At 60.7% G+C, this 22595-nt stretch carries 22 protein-coding genes and 1 riboswitch; of the genes, 12 read left to right on the top strand and 10 right to left on the bottom strand.

Annotation, left to right across the window (positions count from 1 at the left end):
• The first annotated feature begins 31 nt into the window (after window positions 1-31).
• Window positions 32-2242 (top strand): Zn(II)/Cd(II)/Pb(II) translocating P-type ATPase ZntA, encoded by a 2211-nt coding sequence (gene zntA, locus CW267_RS01685; RefSeq protein WP_047667101.1) that lies wholly within the window; start codon window positions 32-34, stop codon window positions 2240-2242.
• A gap of 179 nt (window positions 2243-2421) precedes the next feature.
• Here the strand turns inward: zntA and tusA are convergent, their stop codons facing one another.
• Window positions 2422-2667: a sulfurtransferase TusA gene (gene tusA / locus CW267_RS01680; RefSeq protein ID WP_002920858.1), complete on the bottom strand. Its 246-nt coding sequence runs from the start codon at window positions 2665-2667 to the stop codon at window positions 2422-2424.
• Between the two features lie 206 nt (window positions 2668-2873).
• On the opposite strand from tusA, the gene CW267_RS01675 reads away from it, so the two are divergent.
• Together CW267_RS01675 and CW267_RS01670 are read left to right on the top strand one after the other, a co-directional pair.
• Window positions 2874-3539, top strand: a complete 666-nt coding sequence (locus tag CW267_RS01675) for a 7-cyano-7-deazaguanine/7-aminomethyl-7-deazaguanine transporter (RefSeq protein WP_008806961.1) — start codon at window positions 2874-2876, stop codon at window positions 3537-3539.
• A 73-nt stretch (window positions 3540-3612) separates the two neighbouring features.
• The gene (locus CW267_RS01670; RefSeq protein ID WP_012540380.1) at window positions 3613-4170 is read left to right on the top strand and encodes a DcrB family lipoprotein; all 558 of its coding nucleotides are present in this window, start codon (window positions 3613-3615) and stop codon (window positions 4168-4170) included.
• Here CW267_RS01670 and CW267_RS01665 read toward each other — a convergent pair whose 3' ends face one another.
• Entirely contained in the window at window positions 4171-5391 is a 1221-nt protein-coding gene (locus CW267_RS01665) for an MFS transporter (protein WP_008806959.1), read from the bottom strand.
• Between the two features lie 133 nt (window positions 5392-5524).
• Here CW267_RS01665 and CW267_RS01660 point away from each other — a divergent pair, with 133 nt between their 5' ends.
• Window positions 5525-6574, top strand: a complete 1050-nt coding sequence (locus tag CW267_RS01660) for an AI-2E family transporter (RefSeq protein ID WP_008806958.1) — start codon at window positions 5525-5527, stop codon at window positions 6572-6574.
• Here the strand turns inward: CW267_RS01660 and arnF are convergent.
• The 8 genes from arnF to CW267_RS01620 all read right to left on the bottom strand — a co-directional run bounded on the left by arnF (window position 6571) and on the right by CW267_RS01620 (window position 14849).
• Entirely contained in the window at window positions 6571-6951 is a 381-nt protein-coding gene (gene arnF, locus CW267_RS01655) for a 4-amino-4-deoxy-L-arabinose-phosphoundecaprenol flippase subunit ArnF (protein ID WP_008806957.1), read from the bottom strand. The two genes, CW267_RS01660 and arnF, sit on opposite strands and share 4 nt — an antisense overlap.
• Window positions 6951-7289: a 4-amino-4-deoxy-L-arabinose-phosphoundecaprenol flippase subunit ArnE gene (gene arnE / locus CW267_RS01650; RefSeq protein ID WP_008806956.1), complete on the bottom strand. Its 339-nt coding sequence runs from the start codon at window positions 7287-7289 to the stop codon at window positions 6951-6953. The genes arnF and arnE overlap by 1 nt, the downstream gene beginning before the upstream one ends.
• Entirely contained in the window at window positions 7286-8941 is a 1656-nt protein-coding gene (gene arnT / locus CW267_RS01645) for a lipid IV(A) 4-amino-4-deoxy-L-arabinosyltransferase (RefSeq protein ID WP_008806955.1), read from the bottom strand. The genes arnE and arnT overlap by 4 nt, the downstream gene beginning before the upstream one ends.
• Complete coding sequence (gene arnD, locus CW267_RS01640) at window positions 8941-9843, bottom strand: 4-deoxy-4-formamido-L-arabinose-phosphoundecaprenol deformylase (RefSeq protein WP_008806954.1); 903 nt, start codon at window positions 9841-9843, stop codon at window positions 8941-8943. The genes arnT and arnD overlap by 1 nt, the downstream gene beginning before the upstream one ends.
• Complete coding sequence (arnA, locus tag CW267_RS01635) at window positions 9840-11825, bottom strand: bifunctional UDP-4-amino-4-deoxy-L-arabinose formyltransferase/UDP-glucuronic acid oxidase ArnA (protein ID WP_008806953.1); 1986 nt, start codon at window positions 11823-11825, stop codon at window positions 9840-9842. Before arnA ends, arnD begins: the two co-directional genes overlap by 4 nt.
• Window positions 11822-12805, bottom strand: a complete 984-nt coding sequence (gene arnC / locus CW267_RS01630; RefSeq protein WP_008806952.1) for an undecaprenyl-phosphate 4-deoxy-4-formamido-L-arabinose transferase — start codon at window positions 12803-12805, stop codon at window positions 11822-11824. The genes arnA and arnC overlap by 4 nt, the downstream gene beginning before the upstream one ends.
• A 1-nt stretch (window position 12806) precedes the next feature.
• Window positions 12807-13946, bottom strand: a complete 1140-nt coding sequence (arnB, locus tag CW267_RS01625) for a UDP-4-amino-4-deoxy-L-arabinose aminotransferase (RefSeq protein WP_012540377.1) — start codon at window positions 13944-13946, stop codon at window positions 12807-12809.
• A gap of 396 nt (window positions 13947-14342) precedes the next feature.
• Window positions 14343-14849: a phenolic acid decarboxylase gene (locus tag CW267_RS01620; RefSeq protein ID WP_012540376.1), complete on the bottom strand. Its 507-nt coding sequence runs from the start codon at window positions 14847-14849 to the stop codon at window positions 14343-14345.
• A gap of 97 nt (window positions 14850-14946) precedes the next feature.
• Between CW267_RS01620 and CW267_RS01615 the strand changes: the two genes are divergently transcribed.
• From CW267_RS01615 to CW267_RS01580, 8 genes are all read left to right on the top strand, one after another.
• A complete protein-coding gene (locus CW267_RS01615) occupies window positions 14947-15807 on the top strand; it encodes a LysR family transcriptional regulator (RefSeq protein WP_008806950.1) in 861 nt (286 codons plus the stop codon).
• A 139-nt stretch (window positions 15808-15946) separates the two neighbouring features.
• A complete protein-coding gene (gene nikA, locus CW267_RS01610; RefSeq protein ID WP_100781143.1) occupies window positions 15947-17515 on the top strand; it encodes a nickel ABC transporter substrate-binding protein in 1569 nt (522 codons plus the stop codon).
• A complete protein-coding gene (gene nikB / locus CW267_RS01605) occupies window positions 17515-18459 on the top strand; it encodes a nickel ABC transporter permease subunit NikB (RefSeq protein WP_016161924.1) in 945 nt (314 codons plus the stop codon). The genes nikA and nikB overlap by 1 nt, the downstream gene beginning before the upstream one ends.
• Complete coding sequence (gene nikC / locus CW267_RS01600; RefSeq protein WP_012540374.1) at window positions 18456-19289, top strand: nickel ABC transporter permease subunit NikC; 834 nt, start codon at window positions 18456-18458, stop codon at window positions 19287-19289. The genes nikB and nikC overlap by 4 nt, the downstream gene beginning before the upstream one ends.
• Window positions 19289-20053 carry a nickel import ATP-binding protein NikD gene (locus CW267_RS01595; RefSeq protein ID WP_008806946.1) on the top strand — a complete coding sequence of 255 codons (765 nt, stop codon included), beginning with the start codon at window positions 19289-19291 and terminating at the stop codon, window positions 20051-20053. Before nikC ends, CW267_RS01595 begins: the two co-directional genes overlap by 1 nt.
• The gene (gene nikE, locus CW267_RS01590) at window positions 20050-20841 is read left to right on the top strand and encodes a nickel import ATP-binding protein NikE (RefSeq protein WP_012540373.1); all 792 of its coding nucleotides are present in this window, start codon (window positions 20050-20052) and stop codon (window positions 20839-20841) included. The genes CW267_RS01595 and nikE overlap by 4 nt, the downstream gene beginning before the upstream one ends.
• On the top strand, window positions 20829-21227 hold the full coding sequence (gene nikR, locus CW267_RS01585) for a nickel-responsive transcriptional regulator NikR (RefSeq protein WP_023340798.1): 399 nt from the start codon (window positions 20829-20831) through the stop codon (window positions 21225-21227). The genes nikE and nikR overlap by 13 nt, the downstream gene beginning before the upstream one ends.
• 98 nt (window positions 21228-21325) lie before the next feature.
• Window positions 21326-21507, top strand: a riboswitch (M-box (ykoK) riboswitch).
• 56 nt (window positions 21508-21563) lie between these two features.
• On the top strand, window positions 21564-22577 hold the full coding sequence (locus CW267_RS01580) for a magnesium transporter (RefSeq protein ID WP_012540371.1): 1014 nt from the start codon (window positions 21564-21566) through the stop codon (window positions 22575-22577).
• The last annotated feature ends 18 nt before the right edge of the window (window positions 22578-22595 follow it).

The following is a 22595-nucleotide window of genomic DNA, read 5'->3' as shown; positions in this document are numbered from 1 at the left end:
ATGAGAAAATTATCATTTCCCGGAGGGTGCCATGTCGACTCCAGACGCGCAGGATAAAAAAGTCCCACAATTCTCGTCATTCACCATGCGGCCAGCGACCGCGCCGGCGGAGAGCTGCTGTACAGATCACGCCTGCGCCACAGAATCCGCCCCTGCCGCCGAAGCGCTCGACGACGCCCGCTATAGCTGGCAGGTTGATGGCATGGACTGCGCCGCCTGCGCCCGCAAGGTGGAAACCGCGGTTCGCCAGGTACCCGGCGTCAGTCAGGTCCAGGTGCTGTTCGCCACAGAAAAGTTGCTGGTTAACGCCGAGGGCGATATCCGCGCTCAGGTTGAGAGCGCGGTCCGCCAGGCGGGCTATACGCTGCGCGATGCCGATGCTCCCGCAGCAGAGAAAACCCGAGGGTCGCTGCTGCGCGACAATCTGCCGTTACTGACGCTGTTTATCATGATGGCCCTGAGCTGGGGGCTGGAGCAGGCCAACCACCCTGCCGGTCAGTTGGCCTTTATTGCCACCACCCTGGTTGGCCTGTGGCCGGTTGCTCGCCAGGCGCTGCGCCTGATCAAGAGCGGGAGCTGGTTTGCCATTGAAACGCTGATGAGCGTCGCCGCCATCGGGGCGCTGTTTATCGGCGCCACTGCGGAAGCGGCGATGGTCCTGCTGCTGTTCCTGATCGGCGAGCGTCTCGAAGGCTGGGCCGCCAGCCGCGCACGGCAGGGGGTGAGCGCGCTGATGGCGCTGAAGCCCGACACCGCCATCCGTCTGCGCAACGGTGTGCGGGAAACCGTCGCCCAGCGCGACCTGCGTCCCGGAGATGTGATTGAAGTGGCCGCCGGCGGGCGTCTGCCGGCGGATGGCCAGCTGCTGTCGCCGTTTGCCAGCTTTGATGAAAGCGCCCTGACCGGCGAGTCGGTGCCGGTGGAGCGTCAGGCCGGGGAACGAGTCGCGGCGGGCGCCACCAGCGTCGATCGCCTGGTGCAGCTTACCGTGATATCCGAACCGGGCGACAGCGCCATCGACCGCATCCTGAAGCTGATTGAAGAGGCAGAGGAACGTCGGGCGCCAATCGAGCGTTTTATCGATCGCTTCAGCCGGATCTACACCCCGGCCATTATGGTCGTAGCTTTGTTGGTCGCCATTGCCCCACCGCTGTTCTTCGCCAGCGCCTGGCTGCCGTGGATTTATAAAGGGCTGACGCTGCTGCTGATCGGCTGTCCGTGCGCGCTGGTCATCTCCACGCCGGCGGCCATCACCTCCGGCCTGGCGGTCGCCGCCCGCCGCGGGGCGCTAATCAAAGGCGGCGCGGCGCTGGAACAGCTGGGCCAGGTGCGGCAGGTGGCGTTCGATAAAACCGGCACCCTGACCGTCGGCCAGCCGCAGGTGACTTCGGTGATCGCCACGGCTGAGTTTGACGACAACGCGCTGCTGGCGCTGGCGGCGGCGGTGGAGCAAGGCTCCAGCCACCCGCTGGCGCAGGCCATCGTCCGTGAAGCACAGCGGCGTCAGCTGAGTATTCCGCTTGCCAGCGGCCAGCGGGCGCTGGCGGGCTCTGGCATCGAAGCCGAGGTGAACGGCAGCCGCATCTTGATCTGCGCCGCCAGCAAAGCCGCCCCGGCAGAACATGAGGCGCAGATCCAGCAGCTGGAAAGCGCCGGGCAAACGGTAGTGCTGGTGATGCGCGGCGAGACGCTGCTCGGTATTCTGGCGCTGCGCGACACCCTGCGCGACGACGCGCGTCAGGCGGTGGATGCTCTGCATCAGTTGGGGGTTCAGGGGGTGATCCTTACCGGGGATAACCCGCGCGCCGCGGCAGCCATCGCCAGCGAACTGGGGCTGGAATTCCGCGCCGGTCTGCTGCCGGCGGACAAAGTGAAAGCCGTCATGGCGCTGAATGCCGATGCGCCGCTGGCGATGGTCGGGGACGGAATCAACGACGCCCCGGCGATGAAAGCGGCCACCATCGGCATCGCCATGGGCAGCGGCACCGATGTGGCGCTGGAGACGGCCGACGCCGCGCTGACCCATAACCGTCTGACCGGCCTGGCGCAGATGATTTCTCTGGCGCGCGCCACCCATGCCAATATTCGCCAGAACATCGCGATAGCCTTAGGGCTGAAGGGGATTTTCCTCGTCACCACCCTGCTCGGCCTGACCGGGTTGTGGCTGGCGGTGCTGGCGGATACCGGCGCCACCGTGCTGGTAACGGCTAACGCGCTGCGGTTATTGCGTAAGAAGTTGTAGCATAGATACCGGCTTCCCTGCTCGCGCTACGCTTAGCAGGGCTACGGTTCCAGACCGTCGGGTAGCCCGGATAAGGCGCTACGCGCCGCCATCCGGGATATTCCCTGCTCGCGCTACGCTTAATTCCGGACCGTCGGGTAGCCCGGATAAGGCGCTACGCGCCGCTATCCGGGAAAAGCTCAGTGGCTTTTGCGGATCAGATAGCGGTACGGCAGGGCTTCGGTTTCCTGGGCCACCAGCTCATGCTCCATAAAGCGGCAGAATCCCGGGATATCGCGGGTGGTGGCCGGATCGTCAGCAATAATCAGCAGCGTCTCGCCGACCGGCATCGTCCGCACGGTTTTACGCACCATCATGACCGGCTCCGGGCAGCGGAGCCCCAGGGCATCCAGGGTATGGTCAGGAGTGGAGAAAAGTTCGCTCATTTTAGTCTCACGTTAACAAAACGGCCCTAGTTTACCCCCAGTTCGCCAGTACGCAAGCCAGGTTAACGTTTGCGCGAAAAACAACCATTGCATTACGCCGACAACGCAGTATCATGCAGCCGTTTTTTATTGGGTTCCCTCACCCCAACGTTCCGCTGCCGATTGCTCATTCACCTGAAGCATGACGGGCATAAAAAGGTCACAATATGAATCCGTTTACTACCGTACAGCGCAAAAAAGCGCTCGTCTGGCTTTCGCTATTTCATCTGCTGGTCATCACCTCCAGCAACTATCTGGTTCAGCTGCCGATCTCCATTTTTGGTTTCCATACCACCTGGGGCGCGTTTAGTTTTCCGTTTATCTTTCTCGCCACCGATCTGACGGTACGCATTTTTGGCGCACCGCTGGCGCGACGCATCATTTTCGCGGTGATGGTCCCGGCGCTGGTTATCTCTTACGGCATCTCTGCGCTGTTCTACATGGGCGAGTGGCAGGGCTTTGCCGCGCTGGGCACCTTTAATCTCTTCGTCGCGCGCATCGCCATCGCCAGCTTTATGGCCTATGCACTGGGGCAGATCCTCGACGTCCACGTCTTCAACCGCCTGCGGCAGAGTCGCCACTGGTGGCTGGCCCCCACCGCCTCGACGCTGTTCGGCAACATCAGCGATACCGTCGCGTTCTTCTTTATCGCTTTCTGGCGCAGCCCGGACCCGTTTATGGCCGCCCACTGGGGGGAAATCGCCCTCGTCGACTACAGCTTTAAAGTGCTTATCAGCATTATTTTCTTCCTGCCGATGTACGGCGTGCTGTTAAATATGCTGTTGAAAAGACTGGCGGATAAATCTGATTTGTCGGCATTACAGCCGAGTTAAAGGTACTCGCGGGCCGATGTGTTAAGATAGCCGGATGAGCCATTAGTGGCCGTTTATCGAAAGGAAGATGTCAATGCGCAATTTGGTTAAATATGTCGGTATTGGCCTGCTGGTAATGGGGCTTGCCGCCTGCGATAACAGCGATTCAAAAGCGCCAACCGTTGGCGCAGCAGCGGAGAGCAATGCCAGCGGCCAGGCAATCAGCCTGCTGGATGGCAAACTGAGCTTCACCCTGCCTGCGGGCATGGCCGACCAGAGCGGCAAACTGGGTACCCAGGCGAACAACATGCACGTCTACTCTGACGCTACCGGCCAGAAAGCGGTCATCGTCATCGTCGGCGACAGCACCAATGAAGATCTGGCGGTACTGGCGAAACGACTGGAAGATCAGCAGCGTAGCCGCGACCCGCAGCTGCAGGTGGTGAGCAACAAATCGCTGGAGATGAAAGGCCATACCCTGCAGCAGCTGGACAGCATCATCTCTGCCAAGGGGCAGACCGCCTGGTCTTCAGTGATCCTCGGCAAAGTGGATGACAAACTGCTGACCCTGCAGGTGACCCTGCCGGCGGACAACCAGCAGCAGGCGCAGACCGAAGCAGAAAGCATCATCAACACCCTCACCATCCAGTAATTACTGGCCTGGTGCGATGGCCTCCGGTTCGCTAACCGGGGGCCGTTTTTTTAGCCGCCAGCCCAACAGCAGCGCCGCCATCACCAGCCCAGCCGCGGCGAGATAAATCATCGAGATCCCGGTCCACGCCATCAACAATCCGGCCAGCGGCCCGGTGACCCCCAACGACAAATCCATAAACACGGTATAGGTCGCCAGCGCCGACCCCTGATTGTGCTGCGGCACCGCTTTGACCGCCACCACCCCCAGCGCCGGGAAGACCAGCGAGAACCCCGCCCCGGTAAGGAAGGTACCGATTTTCGCCAGCAACGGCGTATCGGCAAAGCCGACCAGCAGTAGTCCGATAATCTCCACGCTAAAGCAGAGCATCGCCACGTTCAGTCCACCGAGGCGATTAATGCCGTTAGGAAACAGCAGCCGCGTGCCAACGAACGCGCAGCTGAATAACGTCAGAGCGAAAGCCGCGCCGTCCCAGCCTTTGGCGTCATAAAACAGCGTGATAAAGGTGGCGATCACCCCGAAGCCGGCGGAGGCCAGCGCCAGCGCCATACCGTAGGGCCAGACCCGGCCAAGCACCGCGCGAAACGACATCGCTTTACCTTTGGTAGCCTTCACCGCCGCGCGGGGCAGCGCACAGAGGATCGCCACCAGCGCCACCGCCATAATGACTACCGCCAGGCCGCTGAGGCCAATGTGTGAATAGCACAGCACGCCGAGCGGCGCGCCCATCGCCATCGCCCCGTAGGTCACAATCCCGTTCCACGAGATCACCCGCCCGATATGCAGCGAACCGACCACGCCGACGCCCCACAGCGTCGAGCCTGTGCCGGCGAAGCTCTGGCCGATACCAAGGATCACCCGTCCGAGGCATAACAGCAGCAAGCTAACCAGAGGCCAGCCGCTGCTCCAGGCCGCCAACAGATAGCTCAAACCGCTCAAAAAACAGCCGCAGAGACCGAAGACGACAATCTTTTTAGGCCCCAGCAGGTCGGCATAGCGCCCGGCATGCGGGCGGCTGAGCAGCGTGGCGAAATATTGCAGACTAATCACCAGCCCGGCCCAGAAAGCGCTAAAGCCCATGACATCATGCACATAGCCGGGCAGCACCGCCAGCGGCAGGCCGATGGTGAGATAGCTGGCAAAGTTAAAGATAACGACAGAGACAATCCGCAGATTGAGGCGCAGTCCATTGAGCGCCGGCTCGGCGACGGGTTCGGGCATCAGGTTCCACCAGATTTCGACAATCAGCTTTCACTATTACCACGCTGTCGGCGGAAAAGCAGCCCTCCTTTCGGAATATTGGCAGTCGGCGAACCGCTACACTTATCTGGCGCGACTCATAAAAGGAATACCTATGTCCTCTCCGCAGGCTGATAAAGCCGGGCTCCATATTTTACTTAAGCTGGCAGCGTTAGTGATTATCCTCGCCGGGATCCACGCCGCCGCCGATATTCTGGTGCAGCTGCTGCTGGCGCTGTTTTTCGCTATTGTTCTCAACCCGCTGGTCACCTGGTTCATTCGCCGCGGGGTGCGGCGTCCGTTCGCCATTACCCTGGTGGTGACGGCGATGTTGGTGATGCTCACCGCGCTGCTTGGCGTACTGGCGGCGTCGCTCAATGACTTTGTCGCCATGCTCCCCGATTTCAACCGCGCCCTGACGCGCAAGATCCTCCAGCTCCAGGAGTATCTCCCCTTCCTTAATCTGCATATCAATCCGGAGCGCATGCTGCGGCGCATGGATTCAGAACGGCTGATGACCTGGGCCACGACGCTAATGACCCAGCTTTCCGGGGCGATGGCCAGCATCGTGCTGCTGGTGATGACGGTGATCTTTATGCTGTTTGAGGTTCGCCACCTGCCCTACAAACTGCGTTTTGCCCTCAATAACCCGCGCCTGCATATCGCCGGCTTGCACCGGGCGCTGAAAGGCGTCACCCATTATCTGGCGCTGAAGACGCTGATTAGCCTGTGGACCGGGCTGATTGTCTGGCTGGGGCTGCTGGCGATGGGGGTACAGTTCGCCCTGATGTGGGGGGTGCTGGCGTTTCTGCTGAACTATGTGCCGAACATTGGCTCCGCTATCTCCGCTATCCCCCCGATGCTGCAGGCGCTGCTGTTTAGCGGCATTTATGAGTGCCTGTTGGTCGGGGCGCTGTTTCTGGTGGTGCATATGGTGCTGGGCAACATGGTGGAGCCGCGCATGATGGGCCATCGGCTGGGAATGTCGACCCTGGTGGTGTTCCTGTCGTTGCTGGTCTGGGGCTGGCTGCTGGGGCCGGTGGGGATGCTGCTCTCGGTACCGTTAACCAGCGTCTGTAAAATCTGGATGGAGACCACCGTCGGAGGCAGCAAGCTGGCGATCCTGCTCGGCCCGGGCCGTCCCAAAAGCCGGCTCCCCGGCTAGCGGCGTTTGACCGGCCAGAAGATGGTCAACACGCCGGCGACAATGATCGTCACGCCCAGCAGCGATTGCCAGTAGAACGGCTCATGCCAGCCGGGCAACCAGATGGCGGCGGCCCACACGAGGATATAGCTCAGGCTCAGCAGGGCATACGCTTTCGACAGCGGCAGGCGATGCAGGGCAAAGTACCAGCAGACCATCGACAGCAGGTAGCCCAGCAGGCCGAAAAACAGGCCGAAGGTCCCGGGCTGGAAATGCAGCAGATGCTGGAGAAATGCCACAATATCGGTCAGCGGCGGCAAGGCCACCATGGCGCTGCGCAGCAGCAACTGCGCGGCGCTGACGAGGCCGACGCTGAATAATGCCCAGAGAAAGCCCATCAGACGCTGGTCCCCAGAATGACAATGCCCACGACGATCAACCCGACGCCAAGCCAGTGACGGCGAGCGACCGGCTCATGCCAGATGCCCCAGCCCGCGAGGGTAACCCAGACGAAATTCAGGCTCAGCATTGGATAGGCGATGCTGACCGGAATAGACTGCAGCACGCTCAGCCACAGCAGCATGCCGCAGCCCAGGCATAACAGCGCCATCCCCAGCCAGAAGAGTATATGGCGACTCCGCCGTCCGCGACGGGATGGGCGGGTCGCCTGTTTCTGGCAGAGTTGCCCGGCGCAGCTCAGCAGGCTGGCGAACACCAGACAGATCCAGACGCTCATTGCGGCAGATACTGAAGGAAGACCACCCGACCCAGCTCGTAGGCGTTATCTGGCTTCGGTAACGGTAAGTCAACCATACTCTCTCCTTTATCCATCAACAGCACCAGCGAGACCGGCCCCTGCTGACGGTGCGTGGCCAGCCAGTCGGCAAAACCGGCCTGGCTGACAAAGCTTCCCTGAGCATCCGGCCAGTCGAGACCGTACTTCAGCTCACCCTGTTTGTCGAACATAATAATATCGCTGCGCTTCAGCTCCCAGGCCAGGCCGCCGGCGATCCCAACGTTGTTGGTCAGGACGTAACGGCTGGGCTGCAGGGATTCACTGACGATATCCACGAGGAACTGCGGCTGTTTGCTGTCGATAACCCGGTCCGGGATGGCGAAGCCCACCAGCAGCGCCAGGCCGAGCGGACAGAGCGCGGCGAGGCTCCAGCGGCGGCCAGGGTTTTTCATCGCCAGCCAGCCCATCAGCGCCCAGACGGCGAAGGCGATCGCCGCCAGCAGACATTTATACAGCTCAATCTTGGTCCACACCGGCTTGTGCATCACGCCCCAGGGTGAGACCACCAGCACGGCGATCAGCCCCAGCAGGCCAACGCCCAGGTTGATCATCCCGTTGATGCGCAGCGCTTTTGCGCCGGTCTTTGCGGCCTCCAGCGCGTAGCGGGCCATCAGAATCGACAGCGGCGCAAAGCACGGCAGGATATAGGTCGGCAGTTTGCCTTTGGCGATACTGAAGAACAGGAACGGCATCGCCACCCAACCCAGCAGATACAGCGCGCCGCGAGCCTCATCGCGCTCAAGCCAGCCGCGCTTCAGCGCCCCCGGCAGCAGGGCCAGCCACGGCAGGCTGCCGGCGATCAGGAACGGAATGTAGTACCAGAACGGCGCTTTGTGCTGGGCATCTTTTTCGGCAAAACGCTGAATATGCTCGACCCAGAAGAAGTAGCGCCAGAAGTCCGGCTCGCGCTGGGCGATAGCCAGCCCCCAGGGCAGCACCACCAGCGTACAGACGATCACCGCCAGCCAGCCGTAGGTCAGCACTTCACGCCAGCGTTTACGGGCGATCACCCACGGCAGCACGCCCACCACCGGCACCGCCAGCGCCAGGAAGCCCTTGGTCATCACCCCCATACCGCAGGCGACGCCCAGCAGCGCGTAGCCCAGTATTTTGCCGCTGCGGCTCTGCGCCTGCGCCGCGCCCCAGAAGCTGCACATCGCCAGCGCCAGCCACAGGGTGATCATCGGGTCCAGCACCGCATAGGTGCCAATCGCATACACCAGCATCGCGGTAAGGAAAATCACCGGCGACAGGACAGCCACCTTTTTGTCGCGAAAGACGCGCCACGCCAGCCAGGCCACCAGCAGGGCAGTCATGGTGATAGCGAAGACCGACCCAAAGCGTACGCCGAAGTTATTATGGCCAAACAGCCACTGACCGATACTGTTGATCCAGTAACCGGCAATCGGCTTTTCGAAGTAGCGCAATCCGAGAAAATGCGGCACCACCCAGTCACCGGTGGCCAGCATTTCACGGCTGATCTCCGCATAGCGGGTTTCATCGGGTTGCCAGAGCAAACGAAAATTAAGCGGCAGCAGGTAATACAGCGCAAACAGCGCAATCAGAGAGACGCCATAGCGAATGCTTTTCATCAAACACCCGAAGTCAGTAATTGTTCACGTCCGAGCCAGCCTTCCCGGCCAGCCAGTTCACCCCGAACCACTTTGCCAGACGGCAGCTCGCTAAAGTCAGCGGGCAGCAGCTGGCTCAGTGGGCAAAACTGAATTTCCTCTTCCGCCGCCATGGTCAGCAGTTCATTGAACTGATCGGCGTAAGCAATACCTTCCACTTCGGCGTGAATGGTATAGACCGGCACGCCCGGGTCGCGATGGATGCAGTCGAGCAGGTAGCGGTTAAAGCCGGCGATATCGACCGCCGTGCCCACCGCCTCATCCCAGGTCGGCAGCGTGACCGGGATCTGCACCGTACCAAACGTGCCGCTACCGAGCTGGGGCAGGAACGGCCGCGTGCCGCGACAGTCGCTGTTGTAGAGAAAATCGAAGGATTCTTTGGCTTTGACCACCCGCTGATCGGCGCGCCAGCCGGCGACAGCCGAACAGGTGACCGGCCGGCCGATGATGCGTTCCAGTTCGAGCAGGCCGCGCTCAACCTCCAGCGCCAGCCGTTCCTGCGGCCAGACGCCGCTCCACGCCTGCCAGCTGTAGTGATCCCAGGCGTGCAGCCCGACTTCATGAGACTCGGCGGCCGCGCGGATCACCGCTTCGTTCCCCGCGCCGATGCGGCGTCCCGGCCACGCGGTGCCAGCCAGCAGAATATCCCAGCCGTACAGCGAAGCCGCTCTGGAACGCAGCATCTTCCACAGAAACTTCGGTTTTACCAGGCGCCACAGATGGCGCCCCATATTGTCCGGCCCGACGCTGAAGAAGAAGCTTGCCTGGATCCCGTGCTGGCCCAGCAGGTCCAGCAGCCGCGGAACGCCGTCCCGCGTTCCGCGAAAGGTATCGACATCTATGCGTAAGCCGACCTGTTTCATGGATTTTTATCGTCCACCAGTTCAACTGTACGCAGGAAGAAGTCCAGCGTGTGTTCGACCGTTTCTTCCATCTCCACCTTCGGTTCCCAGTTCAGGCAGCGTTTGGCGTTGCGAATGCTCGGCTTACGATGCTCAACGTCCTGGTAGCCCTTCCCGTAGTAATCGCTGCTTTCCACTTCACGGAAGCCGGCAAACGGCGGGAAGCGATCGCGCAGCGGATGGCGTTCGAAGCAGGCGAGCAGCATTTCGGCCAGCTCTTTGATGCTCGCTTCGTTTTCCGGGTTGCCGATGTTGATGATCTGCCCGTCGCAGCGGCCGTCTTTGTTCTCGATGATGCGGAACAGCGCTTCGATACCGTCGCTGATATCGGTGAAGCAGCGCTTCTGCTTGCCGCCCTCGATGAGCTTGATCGGCGACCCTTCCACCAGGTTGAGGATCAGCTGGGTGATGGCGCGGGAACTACCGATACGCGCGGCGTTGAGGTTATCCAGGCGCGGTCCCATCCAGTTGAACGGACGGAACAGGGTGAACTTAAGATCGTACTTATCGCCGTAGGCCCAAATCACGCGGTCCAGCAGCTGTTTAGAAACCGAGTAGATCCAACGCTGTTTGTTGATCGGCCCGACCACCAGATTGGAGGTATCTTCGTCGAAGTTTTTGTCGGTGCACATGCCATACACTTCAGAGGTCGACGGGAAGATGATGCGCTTATTGTATTTCACGCAATCGCGGATGATCTTCAGGTTCTCTTCGAAATCCAGCTCGAACACGCGCAGCGGGTTGCGGGTGTATTCGATAGGGGTGGCGATGGCCACCAGCGGCAACACCACGTCGCATTTCTTAATGTGATACTCGATCCACTCGGAGTGAATGCTGATATCGCCTTCCACGAAGTGGAAACGCGGGCTCTCAAGGAAACGGCTGATGGCGTCGGAGCCGATATCCAGGCCGTAAATTTCATAGTTGTCGTCCTGCAGCAGGCGCTCGGTCAAATGGTTACCGATAAAGCCATTGACGCCAAGGATCAGCACGCGGGTGCGACGCTTAATCGCCACCACCGGTTTGCTGCTGATCACCGCCCCGGACACCAGGCCCAGCGCCTGCGCCAGCTGAGCGCCCTGCATGTACACACCGCGTTCGGTCTGGCCGGTGACAATTTCCAGCGCCCCGTCCTGGCACGCCACGATCAGCGGCGCAACGGAGATAACGGTACCCGGTTTGGCTGCCGGCAGATCGTGGCGGACGCGGGATTTCCAGACGATAAACTTGTTCGCGCCAGCGTAGCCGAAGGCGCCCGGCCACGGATCCGAGACGGCACGCACCAGATTGTGCAGGGTCTGCGCCGGCTGCTCCCAGTCGAGGCGGCCATCCTCCGGGGTACGACGCCCCACGTAGGTCGCCTGGCTGTGATCCTGCGGGCGCTCTGCGGTTTTTCCTTCAAGGATCGCCGGCAACGCCTGGCCCAGCAGCTCAGTGGCGGCGGCGCACAGCTTACGATGCAGCGTCAGGGCCGCGTCATCCGGGCCAATCGCCACGGTTTGCTGGGCGACGATATCGCCGGCATCCGCGCGGTTCACCATGCGGTGCAGGGTGACGCCGGTTTCGCTTTCGCCATTGACCAGCACCCAGTTCAGCGGCGCACGGCCACGATATTTCGGCAGCAGCGAACCGTGCAGGTTGAACGCCCCTTTCGGCGCCAGATTGAGGATCTCATCGCCCAGCAGGTTGCGGTAGTAGAAGGAGAACAGCACGTCCGGCTTCATCTCGCGGATACGCTCAATCCACAGCGGATGGTTCACGTCTTCCGGCGCCCACACTGGAATGCCCTGCTCGGCGGCAAGGCGCGCCACGGAGCCAAAGAAATGGTTTTCGCCAGGGTTATCCGGGTGGGTGAAAATAGCAGCGATATCATACCCGGCGTCCAGCAGGGACTGGATACCGGTGCAGCCCATATCGTGATAAGCGAAGACTACGGCTTTCATGAACGATCTTCCTCTTTAGATGCCGTTTCCGGCTGGCGAACAACACGTTGAATAAAGTAGCGGGGACGAGCGCGAACGTCGTTATAGATGCGTCCGATATACTCGCCGAGCAGGCCCATACCGATAAACTGGGCGCCGATGAACATAAACAGCACGGCGAAGAGCATGAACACCCCTTCTGCCGCCCACTGCGGCCCAAAGGCCAGGCGCAGCACCACCAGCAGCAGGCCGAAGGCGAAGCCCAGCAGGGCAATCACGCTGCCGAAAATGCTGAGCAGACGCAGCGGCGTGGTGGTCAGACAGGTCACCAGGTCGTACATCAGGTTGATCAGGCGCATGAAGCTGTATTTGGAGTCGCCGAATTCGCGCTCGGCATGCATCACCGGGATCTCGACCGCGCGACGGGCGAAGGTATTCGCCAGGATCGGGATAAAGGTGCTGCGCTCGTGGCAGTTGAGCATCGCGTCGATAATATGGCGGCGGTAAGCGCGCAGCATGCAGCCGTAGTCGCCCATCGCTTTGCCGGTGGTGCGCTGGATCAGGCGGTTGATCATCTTCGAGGCGCTTTTGCGGAAGATGCTGTCCTGACGGTTCTGGCGGACGGTGCCCACCACGTCGTAGCCTTCATCAGCCTTCTCTACTAACCGCGGAATTTCCTCCGGTGGGTTTTGCAGATCGGCATCAAGGGTAATAATCAGATCGCCCGTCACATGGCTAAAGCCGGCCATGATCGCCGAGTGCTGGCCGTAGTTACGGTTTAACAGCACGGCGACGACGTGACTGCCTTCCGCCTCGGCGGCTTCGGTCAGCATGCGCGCAGAATCGTCGCTGCTGCCATCGTCGATCAGCAGAATTTCATATTGCCGCCCCAGCGTGGCGCAGGCGGTATCCGTACGACGAAGCAGTTCCGGCAGACTATCCTGTTCGTTATAAACCGGGATAACCACCGAGACCTTCTTCACGGGAGGGTAAGTAAGCATATCAACGTCCTGACAGCTGGCGCAGTGCGGAAATGACGCGAGTGACATCGTCATCGGTCATGTCCGGGAACAACGGGAGAGAACAGATGCGGGCGCTGTTCCATTCGGTATTTGGCAGGGAAACCTCAGGGAAGCGCTCGCGGTAATATTTTTGCGTATGAGCCGCACGGAAATGCAGACCCGTGCCGATACCCATCGCCTTCAGCTTTTCCATCAGCGCGTCGCGGCTGATGCCGCATGCGGCCTCATCGACGCGGATGATAAACAAGTGCCAGGCGTGCTGGTGATCCCATGCCGGGACGGTCAGCGGTTTAAACGGCGTGTCCGCCAGCTCGCGCAGGTAGCGCTGGGCAATCTCCGTCCGGCGCTGATTGGCGTGGCTCAGTTTTTCCAGCTGGACCAGCGCCAGAGCGGCGTTGATATCGGCAAGGTTGTACTTGAAGCCCGGGGTGATCACCTCCGCCTGCGGCGCGCGGCCGTGGGTCTGACGATCATAGGCGTCCACGCCCAGACCATGGAATTTCAGACTGCGGATACGGGAGGCCAGCTCGTCGTCGTCGGTGACAATCAGCCCGCCTTCGGCGCAGGTCATGTTCTTGATCGCGTGGAACGAGAAAATGGCGGTCCCCTGCCAGCCAATGTGGCGGCCTTTATAATGGGTACCCGCCGCATGGGCGGCATCTTCAATCACCGGAATGCCGTGGCGCTCGCCCACCGCGCGAATGGCGTCGATGTCGGCTGGCGCGCCCGCGTAGTGCACGGGAATTATCGCTTTGGTACGCGAAGTGATCGCCGCTTCCACCGCGTCAGGGGTAATCATCAGATTGTCGTTATCGACATCGATCATCACCGGCGTAGCGCCCAGCAGGCAGATCATATTGAGAGTGGAGACCCAGGTCTGGGACGGCGTAATGACTTCATCGCCGGGGCCAATACCCAGCGCCATCAGGGTCACATGCATCCCGCCGGTCGCTGAACTGACGGCAATCGCGTGGCGATTGCCGGTCAGCTGGCAGAATGCCGCTTCGAGTGCCTGATTCTTCGGTCCGGTGGTGATCCAGCCCGACGCTAAAACTTCACGCAGCGCAGCCAGCTCTGCGTCGCCCATCGACGGGCGCGAAAACGGCAAAAAATCGCTCATCATCATCCTGTTCTGTAGTTGACCCACGCACAAATCAGGGTCGTTAGAATAAAATATCCTGCGCCTGCGGACTTAAACGAAATTAAAATGAAGTGAGTTCAGCGCGGCATTCCATTTCAGGGTATTTCGACCACTATTAATGTAGTCGACCTTGCTTAGGATAATATTAAGAAATTAATATTTTCTCAGAATAAGTAATAACTCATTACTAAACAGTATGATAGGAATTTTTTATGGCAGGGGTATGACAGGAAAGCGTTCCTGTTAAGCGGCAAGAAACAGGAACGCAATAGCAAAAAGTAAACGGGAATTAAACCAATACACAATACTTTAATTAGCGATCGTCACGCTTAATGACAAAATGTTAGCGCAGATCACAAAGTTATTTCTGCTGAATTACAAGTTTGCAGGAAAATCCGCAGGTAATTCGCTCGCCGGGCAATTAATGACCTCGTCATTATCGGCGCCACAGTCGCGAATGAAGGTGATAGTGGCGAACTCGTCAATCACTTCCGTTGGATAGGCCGGGCCGGCATCACGGTACGAATTCATCAGCGGAATATGGTCGTTCTGGAAGCAGACGGTTTTTTCCGGGTTATTCATGATCCAGCGCGGGAAGAAAATGGTGCCGTGGAACAGTTTGTCGCCCAGGTTGACGATCAGGCTGACGTCGGTGCCGGTCGGTTCGGTCCAGGAGATTTTGTAGATACTTTCCCCCACCCGCACGATGTACGCTTCCTGATCTTTCACCCAGCGATTGCCGACGATGCCGCTGTGAATACGGTAGTCGAGGGTGTGGCCATTTTTGACGTAAATCTCGTAGTTCCAGCCGTTGTCGTAGGTATAGACCAGATGTTTACCGATAAAGCCGCTGAGGTCATGTTTGTCGAAAGTGCTCATCATTTATTCTCCTCTGTTTTGTTGAGGACAGCATACGTCTTTAAAAAATGAATGAATAACGCTATGTTTGGATTAAATACATCCAAATTTTAGATTGATTATGCACAAGACAACCCTGGAGCAATGGGCGTTACTCGAAAAGGTAGTGGAATTGGGGAGCTTTGCCAGAGCGGCGGAGGAGACCAACCGCAGTCAGTCTTCGGTGAGCTATAACCTCGCGCTGCTGCAGGAGCGCTTAGGCGTGGCGCTGCTGGCGCCGTCCGGCCGGCGGGCGGTGCTGACCCCGGCCGGCGAACTGCTGCTGAATCAGGTCAAACCGCTGCTGCAGGCCTTCGCCTACGTCGAGACCCACGCCGCCACCTTACGCAACGGGGCGCGTACCCGCCTGGATCTGGTGGTCGACAGCATTTTCCCGCGCCAGCGGCTGTTCGCGATTTTACGCCAGTTTCAGCAGCGCTATCCCCAGACCCAGGTCAGACTCACCGAAGTGCTGGAAAACGTTGATGACGAGAGCGCGGCGCGGACAGAAGCTGATGTGATGGTGCTGACCCGCCGCCAGGATATTACCGGCCGCGGAGAGTGGCTGATGAATATTGATTTTATCGCCGTCGCCCACCGCGACCACCCTCTCGCCACGCTCGACGGGCCGCTGGAGGACAGCACGCTGGCGCCGTGGCCGCTGGTGCGCATTGCCGATCAGACCGGCGATGGCCAGGCGACGCGTGACGCCTGGACCTTCTCCACCATTGACGCCGCCATTGATGCGGTGATGTATCAGGTCGGGTTCGGCTGGCTGCCGGAAGAGCGCATTCGCCCCCATCTCGACCAGGGCGTGCTGAAGCGGCTGCCCCTCAGCCACGGCGCGCGCCGCGCGACGCCGCTGCACCTGATCGTTAAGCGGGACCTGGCGCCGATCGACGAGCAGGTAGCCACGCTGCTGGGCTTATTCCGGGCGCCCTGAGAAGCGCAGGCGGTGTTTACCGCCCGCGTGTAATGATACGATTTTCTTATACTTTCCGGCGCAATATTGATCCAGGTTACTCCCAAAGTATGATGAATCACTAAAATCGTCATACTTTCCTGTCGCTGAGATCACCGTCTTGTCTACTATCCGCCTCACCCTGCTGGCGCTGGTTGCCTGCGTCCCTTTACTGGCTCAGGCCGCGCCGCACCAGCTCACCACCGCCTGGCCGGTTAACGTCGGCCCGCTGAATCCCCATCTCTATACACCCAACCAGATGTTTGCCCAAAGCATGGTCTATGAACCGCTGGTGAAGTATCAGGCTGACGGCAGCGTACAGCCCTGGCTGGCGACCCGCTGGCGTCACGCCGCCGATGGTAAAACCTGGTGGTTCACCCTGCGCGACGATGTGACCTTCTCCAATGGCGAACCGTTTAACGCCCAGGCCGCGGCGGCCAATTTCCAGGCGGTGCTGGCCAACCGCCAACGCCATGCCTGGCTTGAGCTCGCCAACCAGATCACCGACGTGCGGGCGCTCAGCGCCACTGAGTTGCAGATCACTCTGAAAAGCGCCTACGCGCCCTTACTACAAGAGCTGGCCCTGCCCCGCCCGTTCCGCTTCATCGCGCCCTCGCAGTTTATCGATGGCGGCACCGCCAGGGGCATTAAAGCCCCGATCGGCACCGGTCCGTGGCGACTGGCGAGCTCGCAGCTCAATCAGCGCGATGTGCTGGTACGCAATGAGCGCTACTGGGGTCGCAAACCGGCACTGCAGCAAATCACCATCAAGGTGATCCCCGACGCCACCAGCCGGGCGGTGGCGTTCGAAACCGGGGAAATCGATATGCTCTACGGTGACGAAGGGCTGCTGCCGCTGGACACCTTCGAACGTTTTCGCCATCACCCCGGCTACGTGGCGCGCCTGTCCGCCCCGGTGGAAACGGTGATGCTGGCGCTGAACGCCAGCCAGGGCCCGACCCGCGAGCAGACGGTTCGTGAGGCGCTCAACTACGCCGTCGATAAACAGACCCTTGTCGATAGCGTGTTGTATGGCACCCAGCAGGTTGCCGACACCCTGTTTGCCCCCTCGGTCCCCTACGCGCCGCAGGATCTGACGCCGCGCCGTTACGACCCGGCAAAAGCCCGCGCCCTGCTGGAGCAGGCTGGCTGGCAGCAGCCGGATGGCCAGCCCTGGCGACAAAAAGCCGGGCAACCGCTGGCGATTGAGCTGGCGTTTATCGGCACCGACGCGCTGGCTAAATCAATGGCCGAAATTATTCAGGCCAATCTGCGGCAGGTCGGCGTCCAGGTCACCCTGGTGGGTGAGGAGGAGAGCAGCATTTACGCCCGCCAGCGCGAAGGCCGCTTCGGTATGATCTTCAATCGCACCTGGGGCGCGCCCTACGATCCGCATGCCTTTTTAAGCTCGATGCGCGTCCCGTCGCATGCGGATTACCAGGCCCAGCGAGGCCTGCCGGACAAGGCGCTGATTGATAAAGAGATTAGCGAAGTACTGACCACGGGGGACGAGGCGCTGCGGAGAAAACGGTACCACGATGTGCTGACCCGCCTGCATCAGGACGCGGTGTATCTGCCCATCAGCTATGTCTCGCTGATGTCGGTTGCGCACCAGGAGGTCGGGGAGATCCCGTTCGCCCCGGTGACCACCGAGATCCCTTTCGATCAGATTAACCCGGTAACGCCATAATGCTACGCTATATTTTACGCCGCCTGCTGCTGCTGATCCCGCTGCTGCTCGCCGCCTCCGCCATCATCTTTCTGCTGCTGCGGCTCGGCACCGGTGACCCGGCGCTGGATTATTTACGCCTGTCGAACCTGCCGCCCACTGAAGAGATGGTTGCCTCGACCCGCGAGCTGCTGGGGCTCAACCAGCCGCTGGCGATGCAGTATCTGCACTGGCTGTGGCGGGCGCTGCACCTGGATTTCGGTCTCTCCTATGCCACCCAGCGCCCGGTGCTGGATGACCTGCTGCACTTCCTGCCAGCCACCCTGCTGCTCACCGGCGCGGCGCTGGCGCTGATCCTCGTCACCTCCCTGCCGCTGGGCATCTGGGCGGCGCGCCATCGCGATCGCCTGCCGGACTATGTGGTACGGCTGATTGCCTTTCTTGGCGTCTCAATGCCGAACTTCTGGCTGGCCTTTCTGCTGGTGATGCTCTTTTCCGTGCATCTGCAGTGGCTCCCGGCGATGGGGTATGGCGACTGGCAGCACCTGATTTTGCCCGCCGTCTCCATCGCCTTTATGTCGCTGGCGATCAACGCCCGCCTGCTGCGCGCCAGCATGCTGGACGCCGCCAGCCAGCGTCACGTGATATGGGCGCGGCTACGCGGATTGAGCGCGCGCCAGGTGGAGCGCCGACATATCCTGCGCAATGCCACCCTGCCGGTGGTGACCGCCATGGGCATGCACATTGGCGAGCTGATCGGCGGCACCATGATTATCGAAAATATCTTTGCCTGGCCCGGGGTCGGCCGCTACGCAGTTTCCGCCATTTTCAATCGCGATTACCCGGTGATCCAGTGCTTTACCCTGATGATGGTGACGGTGTTCGTGCTGGCTAATCTGGCGGTGGATGTGCTTAACGCGGCGCTCGACCCGCGCCTGCGCCGCCACGAGGAGGTGAGCGCATGAGATGGCTACAAAGCTTTCGCTGGCCGGTAAAACTGGCCATGCTGGTTATCGCGCTGTTGGCAGTCATCGCCATCGGCAGCGGCTGGTGGCTGCCCTGGGATCCAGCGGCGATTGACCTTCAGCAGCGGCTGCTACCGCCGGGCGCAGCGCACTGGCTCGGCACCGATCATCTCGGCCGGGATATTTTCTCACGCCTGCTGGCCGCCACCCGCGTTTCGCTGGGGGCGGTGATGGCTTGTCTGCTGCTGGTGCTGCTGATCGGTCTGGCGGTCGGCGGCTGCGCCGGGCTGCTGGGCGGCCGCGCCGACCGCGGCCTGATGCGCCTCGCCGAACTGTTTATGACCTTTCCGACCTCGATCCTGTCTTTTTTTATGGTGGGGGTGCTGGGTACCGGGTTGACCAACGTGATCCTCGCCATTGCGCTGTCGCACTGGGCCTGGTATGCCAGAATGGTGCGTAACCTGGTGGTTTCCCTGCGCCAGCGCGAATTTATCCTCGCCGCCCGACTGAGCGGCGCCAGCCAGTGGCGGCTGTTCAGCGACCATCTGGCCGGGGCGGTGATCCCCTCGCTGCTGGTGCTCGCCTCGCTGGATATCGGACATATGATGCTTCACGTGGCCGGCATGTCGTTCCTCGGTCTCGGCGTCAGCGCGCCGACGGCGGAATGGGGGGTAATGATCAACGACGCCCGACAGTATATCTGGACCCAGCCGCTGCAAATGGTCTGGCCGGGGCTGGCGCTGTTCATCAGCGTGATGGCTTTTAACCTGCTGGGCGACGCGCTGCGCGATCGTCTCGATCCCCACCTGATCGCGGAGCATAGCCACTGATGCCGCAGAAGATCCAACTGGAACAGATCTCGCTTGCCGCTGACCGACCGCTGGTCAGCGACGTTTCCTTCACCCTGCGCCGCGGGCAGGTGCTGGCGCTGCTCGGCAGCAGTGGCTGCGGAAAATCGCTGACCTGCGCCGCCGCGCTGGGCATGTTGCCGCCTGGCGTCAGGCAAACCGCCGGCCGGGTGCTGCTCGACGGCATTCCGGTGCACGGCGAACAACTGCGCGGCACGACTATTGCCACCATCATGCAAAACCCACGCAGCGCCTTTAATCCACTGCAGACCATGGCCGCGCACGCCCGGGAAACCTGCCGGGCAGCGGGTCGTGAAACAAATGACGCCGTGCTGCTGGCAGCGATGGAGGAGGTCGGTCTGGACAATCCGCGGGCGTTGCTGAAGCGCTACCCCTTTGAGATGAGCGGCGGCATGCTGCAGCGGATGATGGTCGCTCTCGCCCTGCTCAGCCGCGCGCCCTTTATCATCGCCGACGAGCCGACGACCGATCTCGATGCCATCGCCCAGGCGCGCATTCTCGATCTGCTGGCGGATATCGTCGCCAGGCGCGGTCTGGGGCTGCTGCTGGTGACGCATGATATGGGCGTCGTGGCGCGGCTGGCGCATCACGTGACGGTCATGGAGAACGGTCGCCTCGTTGAACACTGCGATGTGAATACGCTATTTAGCGCCCCGCGGCACCCGCTCAGCCAGCGCCTGCTGGCCGCGCATCTGGCGCTGTACGGCCTGGAGAAAACACCATGAATTTACTCAGCGTCACCGGAGTGAGTCACGATTATCCTCACCACGGCAGGGTCCTGCATGCGATCCATCTCGCCATCGCCCCCGGCGAAACGGTGGCCCTGCTCGGACGCAGCGGCTGTGGGAAAAGCACCCTGGCGCGGATGCTGGTGGGTCTGGAAACGCCGCAGCACGGTGATATTGCCTGGCGCGGCACGCCGCTGACTGCCCTCAAGGGCGAGGCCATCGGCGCCTTCCGCCGTGATATTCAGCTGGTATTTCAGGATGCCTTCAGCGCGGTGAATCCGCGCAAAACGGTGCGCGAGATCGTCAGCGAGCCGCTACGCCATCTGTTACGCTTGTCGCGTGAGGCGCGTTCGCGGCGGGTGGAAGAGATGCTGCTGGCCGTCGACCTCGCGCCGTCGCTGCTCGATAAGCGCCCGGCGCAGCTCAGCGGCGGACAGCTGCAGCGCGTCTGCCTGGCACGCGCCCTGGCGGTACGGCCGCAGCTGTTGATCCTGGATGAAGCGGTTTCAAATCTCGATCTGCTGCTGCAGGCGGAGATTATCGCCCTGCTGAAGCGTCTGCAGGCGCAGTTTGACACCGCCTGCCTGTTCATCACCCACGACCTGCGGCTGGTGGAGCGCTTTTGCCAGCGAGTGCTGGTGATGGAGCACGGGCGCATCGTCGAAACCGCGACGGTCAGCTTACCGCTGCGCCTGCACTCCCCTGCCGGACAGGCGCTCCAGCAAGCGGTGCTCCCCCCTTTTCCTGCCACTCTGCTAAACGAGGCCATGCCATGCAGCGCGTAACCCTGACCCTTGATGATGACCTGCTGGCCGCCCTCGATGCGCTCAGCGCCCGCCGTGGCTACCACAATCGCTCGGAGGCGGTACGCGATATTCTGCGCGACGCCCTCAACCAGGATCCTGCGTCGCCGGAATCACGGCGCGGGTATGCCGTCCTGTCGTACGTATATGAACATGAGAAACGCGAACTGGCGAGCCGGCTGGTGGCCACCCAGCATCATCATCACGATCTCTCCGTCGCCACGCTGCATGTGCATATCAGTCATGACGACTGCCTGGAGATTGCGGTGCTGAAAGGTGACATGGCCGAGGTACAGCATTTTGCCGACGACGTGATTGCCCAGCGCGGCGTGCGGCATGGGCATTTGCAGTGTTTAGCGGATGATTAATTATTTGAAAATTCTTGGGTGGTTTATCAACAGTTGATAAACCACATAAACTATACGCTTTGTGAATTATCCCTCTTCGCCAATAATGGCGCCTCATTTAACGATCTCGTTATGGCGAGGCTCCTGCATAAATACAAGTTACCGCCCTGTTGGTATCGAGAGAGACCACTCAGGGAAATACAGGCTTCCATCGAATCAAGGTGTTGCCAAGGTAACTTCTGGCGGTCATGACCGTTCAGATACGTTATGCAGTGCTAAAACCAGGACGTAGGGATCTGCCTGCGCTAACCCTGTCTTGTTCGCCCCTATGAGTGATTTTTTATAGGGATTTTAATCATGTCTTCCATTCAACTCTGCGCCGCCCATCAGGCGACCTCTGGCTTCGACGGCGATGCGATCGCCCAGTACATGCGTACCGATTTTATTACGCTGCAGGAACATCTCAGCGTCCATGAGGCGCGCGAACACTTTATCTCCCAGCTGGACAGCGATGATATTCCCGGCCAGGTGTTTGTCGTCGCCGGCAGGAAACTGCGCGGCAGCCTGTCGGTCAAAAAGCTCCTGCAGGAAGGGGATGTTGGGCAGTCTATCCGCTACCTGATGGACAGCTGCCTGTTTCGCGTCAAACCTGACGACGAGCGCCCGCAGGTGATTGCCGAACTCACCGAGCGCGGCCTCGATCTGGTACCGGTTGTCGATAAAGGCGAGCTGGTCGGCTGCCTGATGGAAAAGGAGATCGCCCATCTGCTGGAGGATGACGTCACCGAAGACGCCCAGCTGCAGGGGGCGACGCTGCCGCTGGAAAAACCGTACCTCGAGATCAGCCCGTGGACGCTGTGGAAGAAGCGCTCGGTGTGGCTGCTGCTGCTGTTCGTGGCCGAAGCCTATACCAGCAGCGTGCTGCAGCATTTCGAAGAGGCGCTGGAATCGGCCATCGCCCTCGCCTTCTTTATTCCGCTGCTCATCGGCACCGGCGGCAATAGCGGAACGCAGATCACCTCGACGCTGGTGCGCTCGATGGCGCTGGGGGAAGTGCGGCTGCGCGATATGGGGCGGGTGATCCGCAAAGAGGTGTCGACCTCGTTTCTGATTGCCCTGACCCTGGGTCTGGCGGGCTGCCTGCGCGCCTGGATGATGGGGATTGGCATGGAAATCACGCTGATCGTCAGCCTGACGCTGGTATGTATTACCCTGTGGAGCGCGATTGTCTCGTCGATCATTCCGATGGTGCTTAAGCGGATCGGCATCGACCCGGCGGTGGTTTCCGCGCCGTTTATCGCTACGCTGATTGATGGCACCGGGCTGATTATCTATTTCAAAATCGCCCAGTATTTTCTTGGGTTGAACTAACATCACGTAACAGCCCGG

Origin of the sequence: Klebsiella sp. X1-16S-Nf21, assembly GCF_002837615.1 — a bacterium.
Classification (GTDB): domain Bacteria; phylum Pseudomonadota; class Gammaproteobacteria; order Enterobacterales; family Enterobacteriaceae; genus Klebsiella; species Klebsiella variicola.
Note: the sequence above shows the minus strand (reverse complement) of the source record. Positions and strands in the feature narration are given on the sequence as shown.

Excerpts from the sequence above, each read along its gene's own strand:
- zntA (WP_047667101.1), top strand. The coding sequence starts at position 32 with ATGTCGACTCCAGACGCGCAGGATAAAAAAGTCCCACAATTCTCGTCA.
- tusA (WP_002920858.1), bottom strand. The coding sequence starts at position 2,667 with ATGAGCGAACTTTTCTCCACTCCTGACCATACCCTGGATGCCCTGGGG.
- CW267_RS01675 (WP_008806961.1), top strand. The coding sequence starts at position 2,874 with ATGAATCCGTTTACTACCGTACAGCGCAAAAAAGCGCTCGTCTGGCTT.
- CW267_RS01670 (WP_012540380.1), top strand. The coding sequence starts at position 3,613 with ATGCGCAATTTGGTTAAATATGTCGGTATTGGCCTGCTGGTAATGGGG.
- CW267_RS01665 (WP_008806959.1), bottom strand. The coding sequence starts at position 5,391 with ATGCCCGAACCCGTCGCCGAGCCGGCGCTCAATGGACTGCGCCTCAAT.
- CW267_RS01660 (WP_008806958.1), top strand. The coding sequence starts at position 5,525 with ATGTCCTCTCCGCAGGCTGATAAAGCCGGGCTCCATATTTTACTTAAG.
- arnF (WP_008806957.1), bottom strand. The coding sequence starts at position 6,951 with ATGGGCTTTCTCTGGGCATTATTCAGCGTCGGCCTCGTCAGCGCCGCG.
- arnE (WP_008806956.1), bottom strand. The coding sequence starts at position 7,289 with ATGAGCGTCTGGATCTGTCTGGTGTTCGCCAGCCTGCTGAGCTGCGCC.
- arnT (WP_008806955.1), bottom strand. The coding sequence starts at position 8,941 with ATGAAAAGCATTCGCTATGGCGTCTCTCTGATTGCGCTGTTTGCGCTG.
- arnD (WP_008806954.1), bottom strand. The coding sequence starts at position 9,843 with ATGAAACAGGTCGGCTTACGCATAGATGTCGATACCTTTCGCGGAACG.
- arnA (WP_008806953.1), bottom strand. The coding sequence starts at position 11,825 with ATGAAAGCCGTAGTCTTCGCTTATCACGATATGGGCTGCACCGGTATC.
- arnC (WP_008806952.1), bottom strand. The coding sequence starts at position 12,805 with ATGCTTACTTACCCTCCCGTGAAGAAGGTCTCGGTGGTTATCCCGGTT.
- arnB (WP_012540377.1), bottom strand. The coding sequence starts at position 13,946 with ATGAGCGATTTTTTGCCGTTTTCGCGCCCGTCGATGGGCGACGCAGAG.
- CW267_RS01620 (WP_012540376.1), bottom strand. The coding sequence starts at position 14,849 with ATGATGAGCACTTTCGACAAACATGACCTCAGCGGCTTTATCGGTAAA.
- CW267_RS01615 (WP_008806950.1), top strand. The coding sequence starts at position 14,947 with ATGCACAAGACAACCCTGGAGCAATGGGCGTTACTCGAAAAGGTAGTG.
- nikB (WP_016161924.1), top strand. The coding sequence starts at position 17,515 with ATGCTACGCTATATTTTACGCCGCCTGCTGCTGCTGATCCCGCTGCTG.
- nikC (WP_012540374.1), top strand. The coding sequence starts at position 18,456 with ATGAGATGGCTACAAAGCTTTCGCTGGCCGGTAAAACTGGCCATGCTG.
- CW267_RS01595 (WP_008806946.1), top strand. The coding sequence starts at position 19,289 with ATGCCGCAGAAGATCCAACTGGAACAGATCTCGCTTGCCGCTGACCGA.
- nikE (WP_012540373.1), top strand. The coding sequence starts at position 20,050 with ATGAATTTACTCAGCGTCACCGGAGTGAGTCACGATTATCCTCACCAC.
- nikR (WP_023340798.1), top strand. The coding sequence starts at position 20,829 with ATGCAGCGCGTAACCCTGACCCTTGATGATGACCTGCTGGCCGCCCTC.
- CW267_RS01580 (WP_012540371.1), top strand. The coding sequence starts at position 21,564 with ATGTCTTCCATTCAACTCTGCGCCGCCCATCAGGCGACCTCTGGCTTC.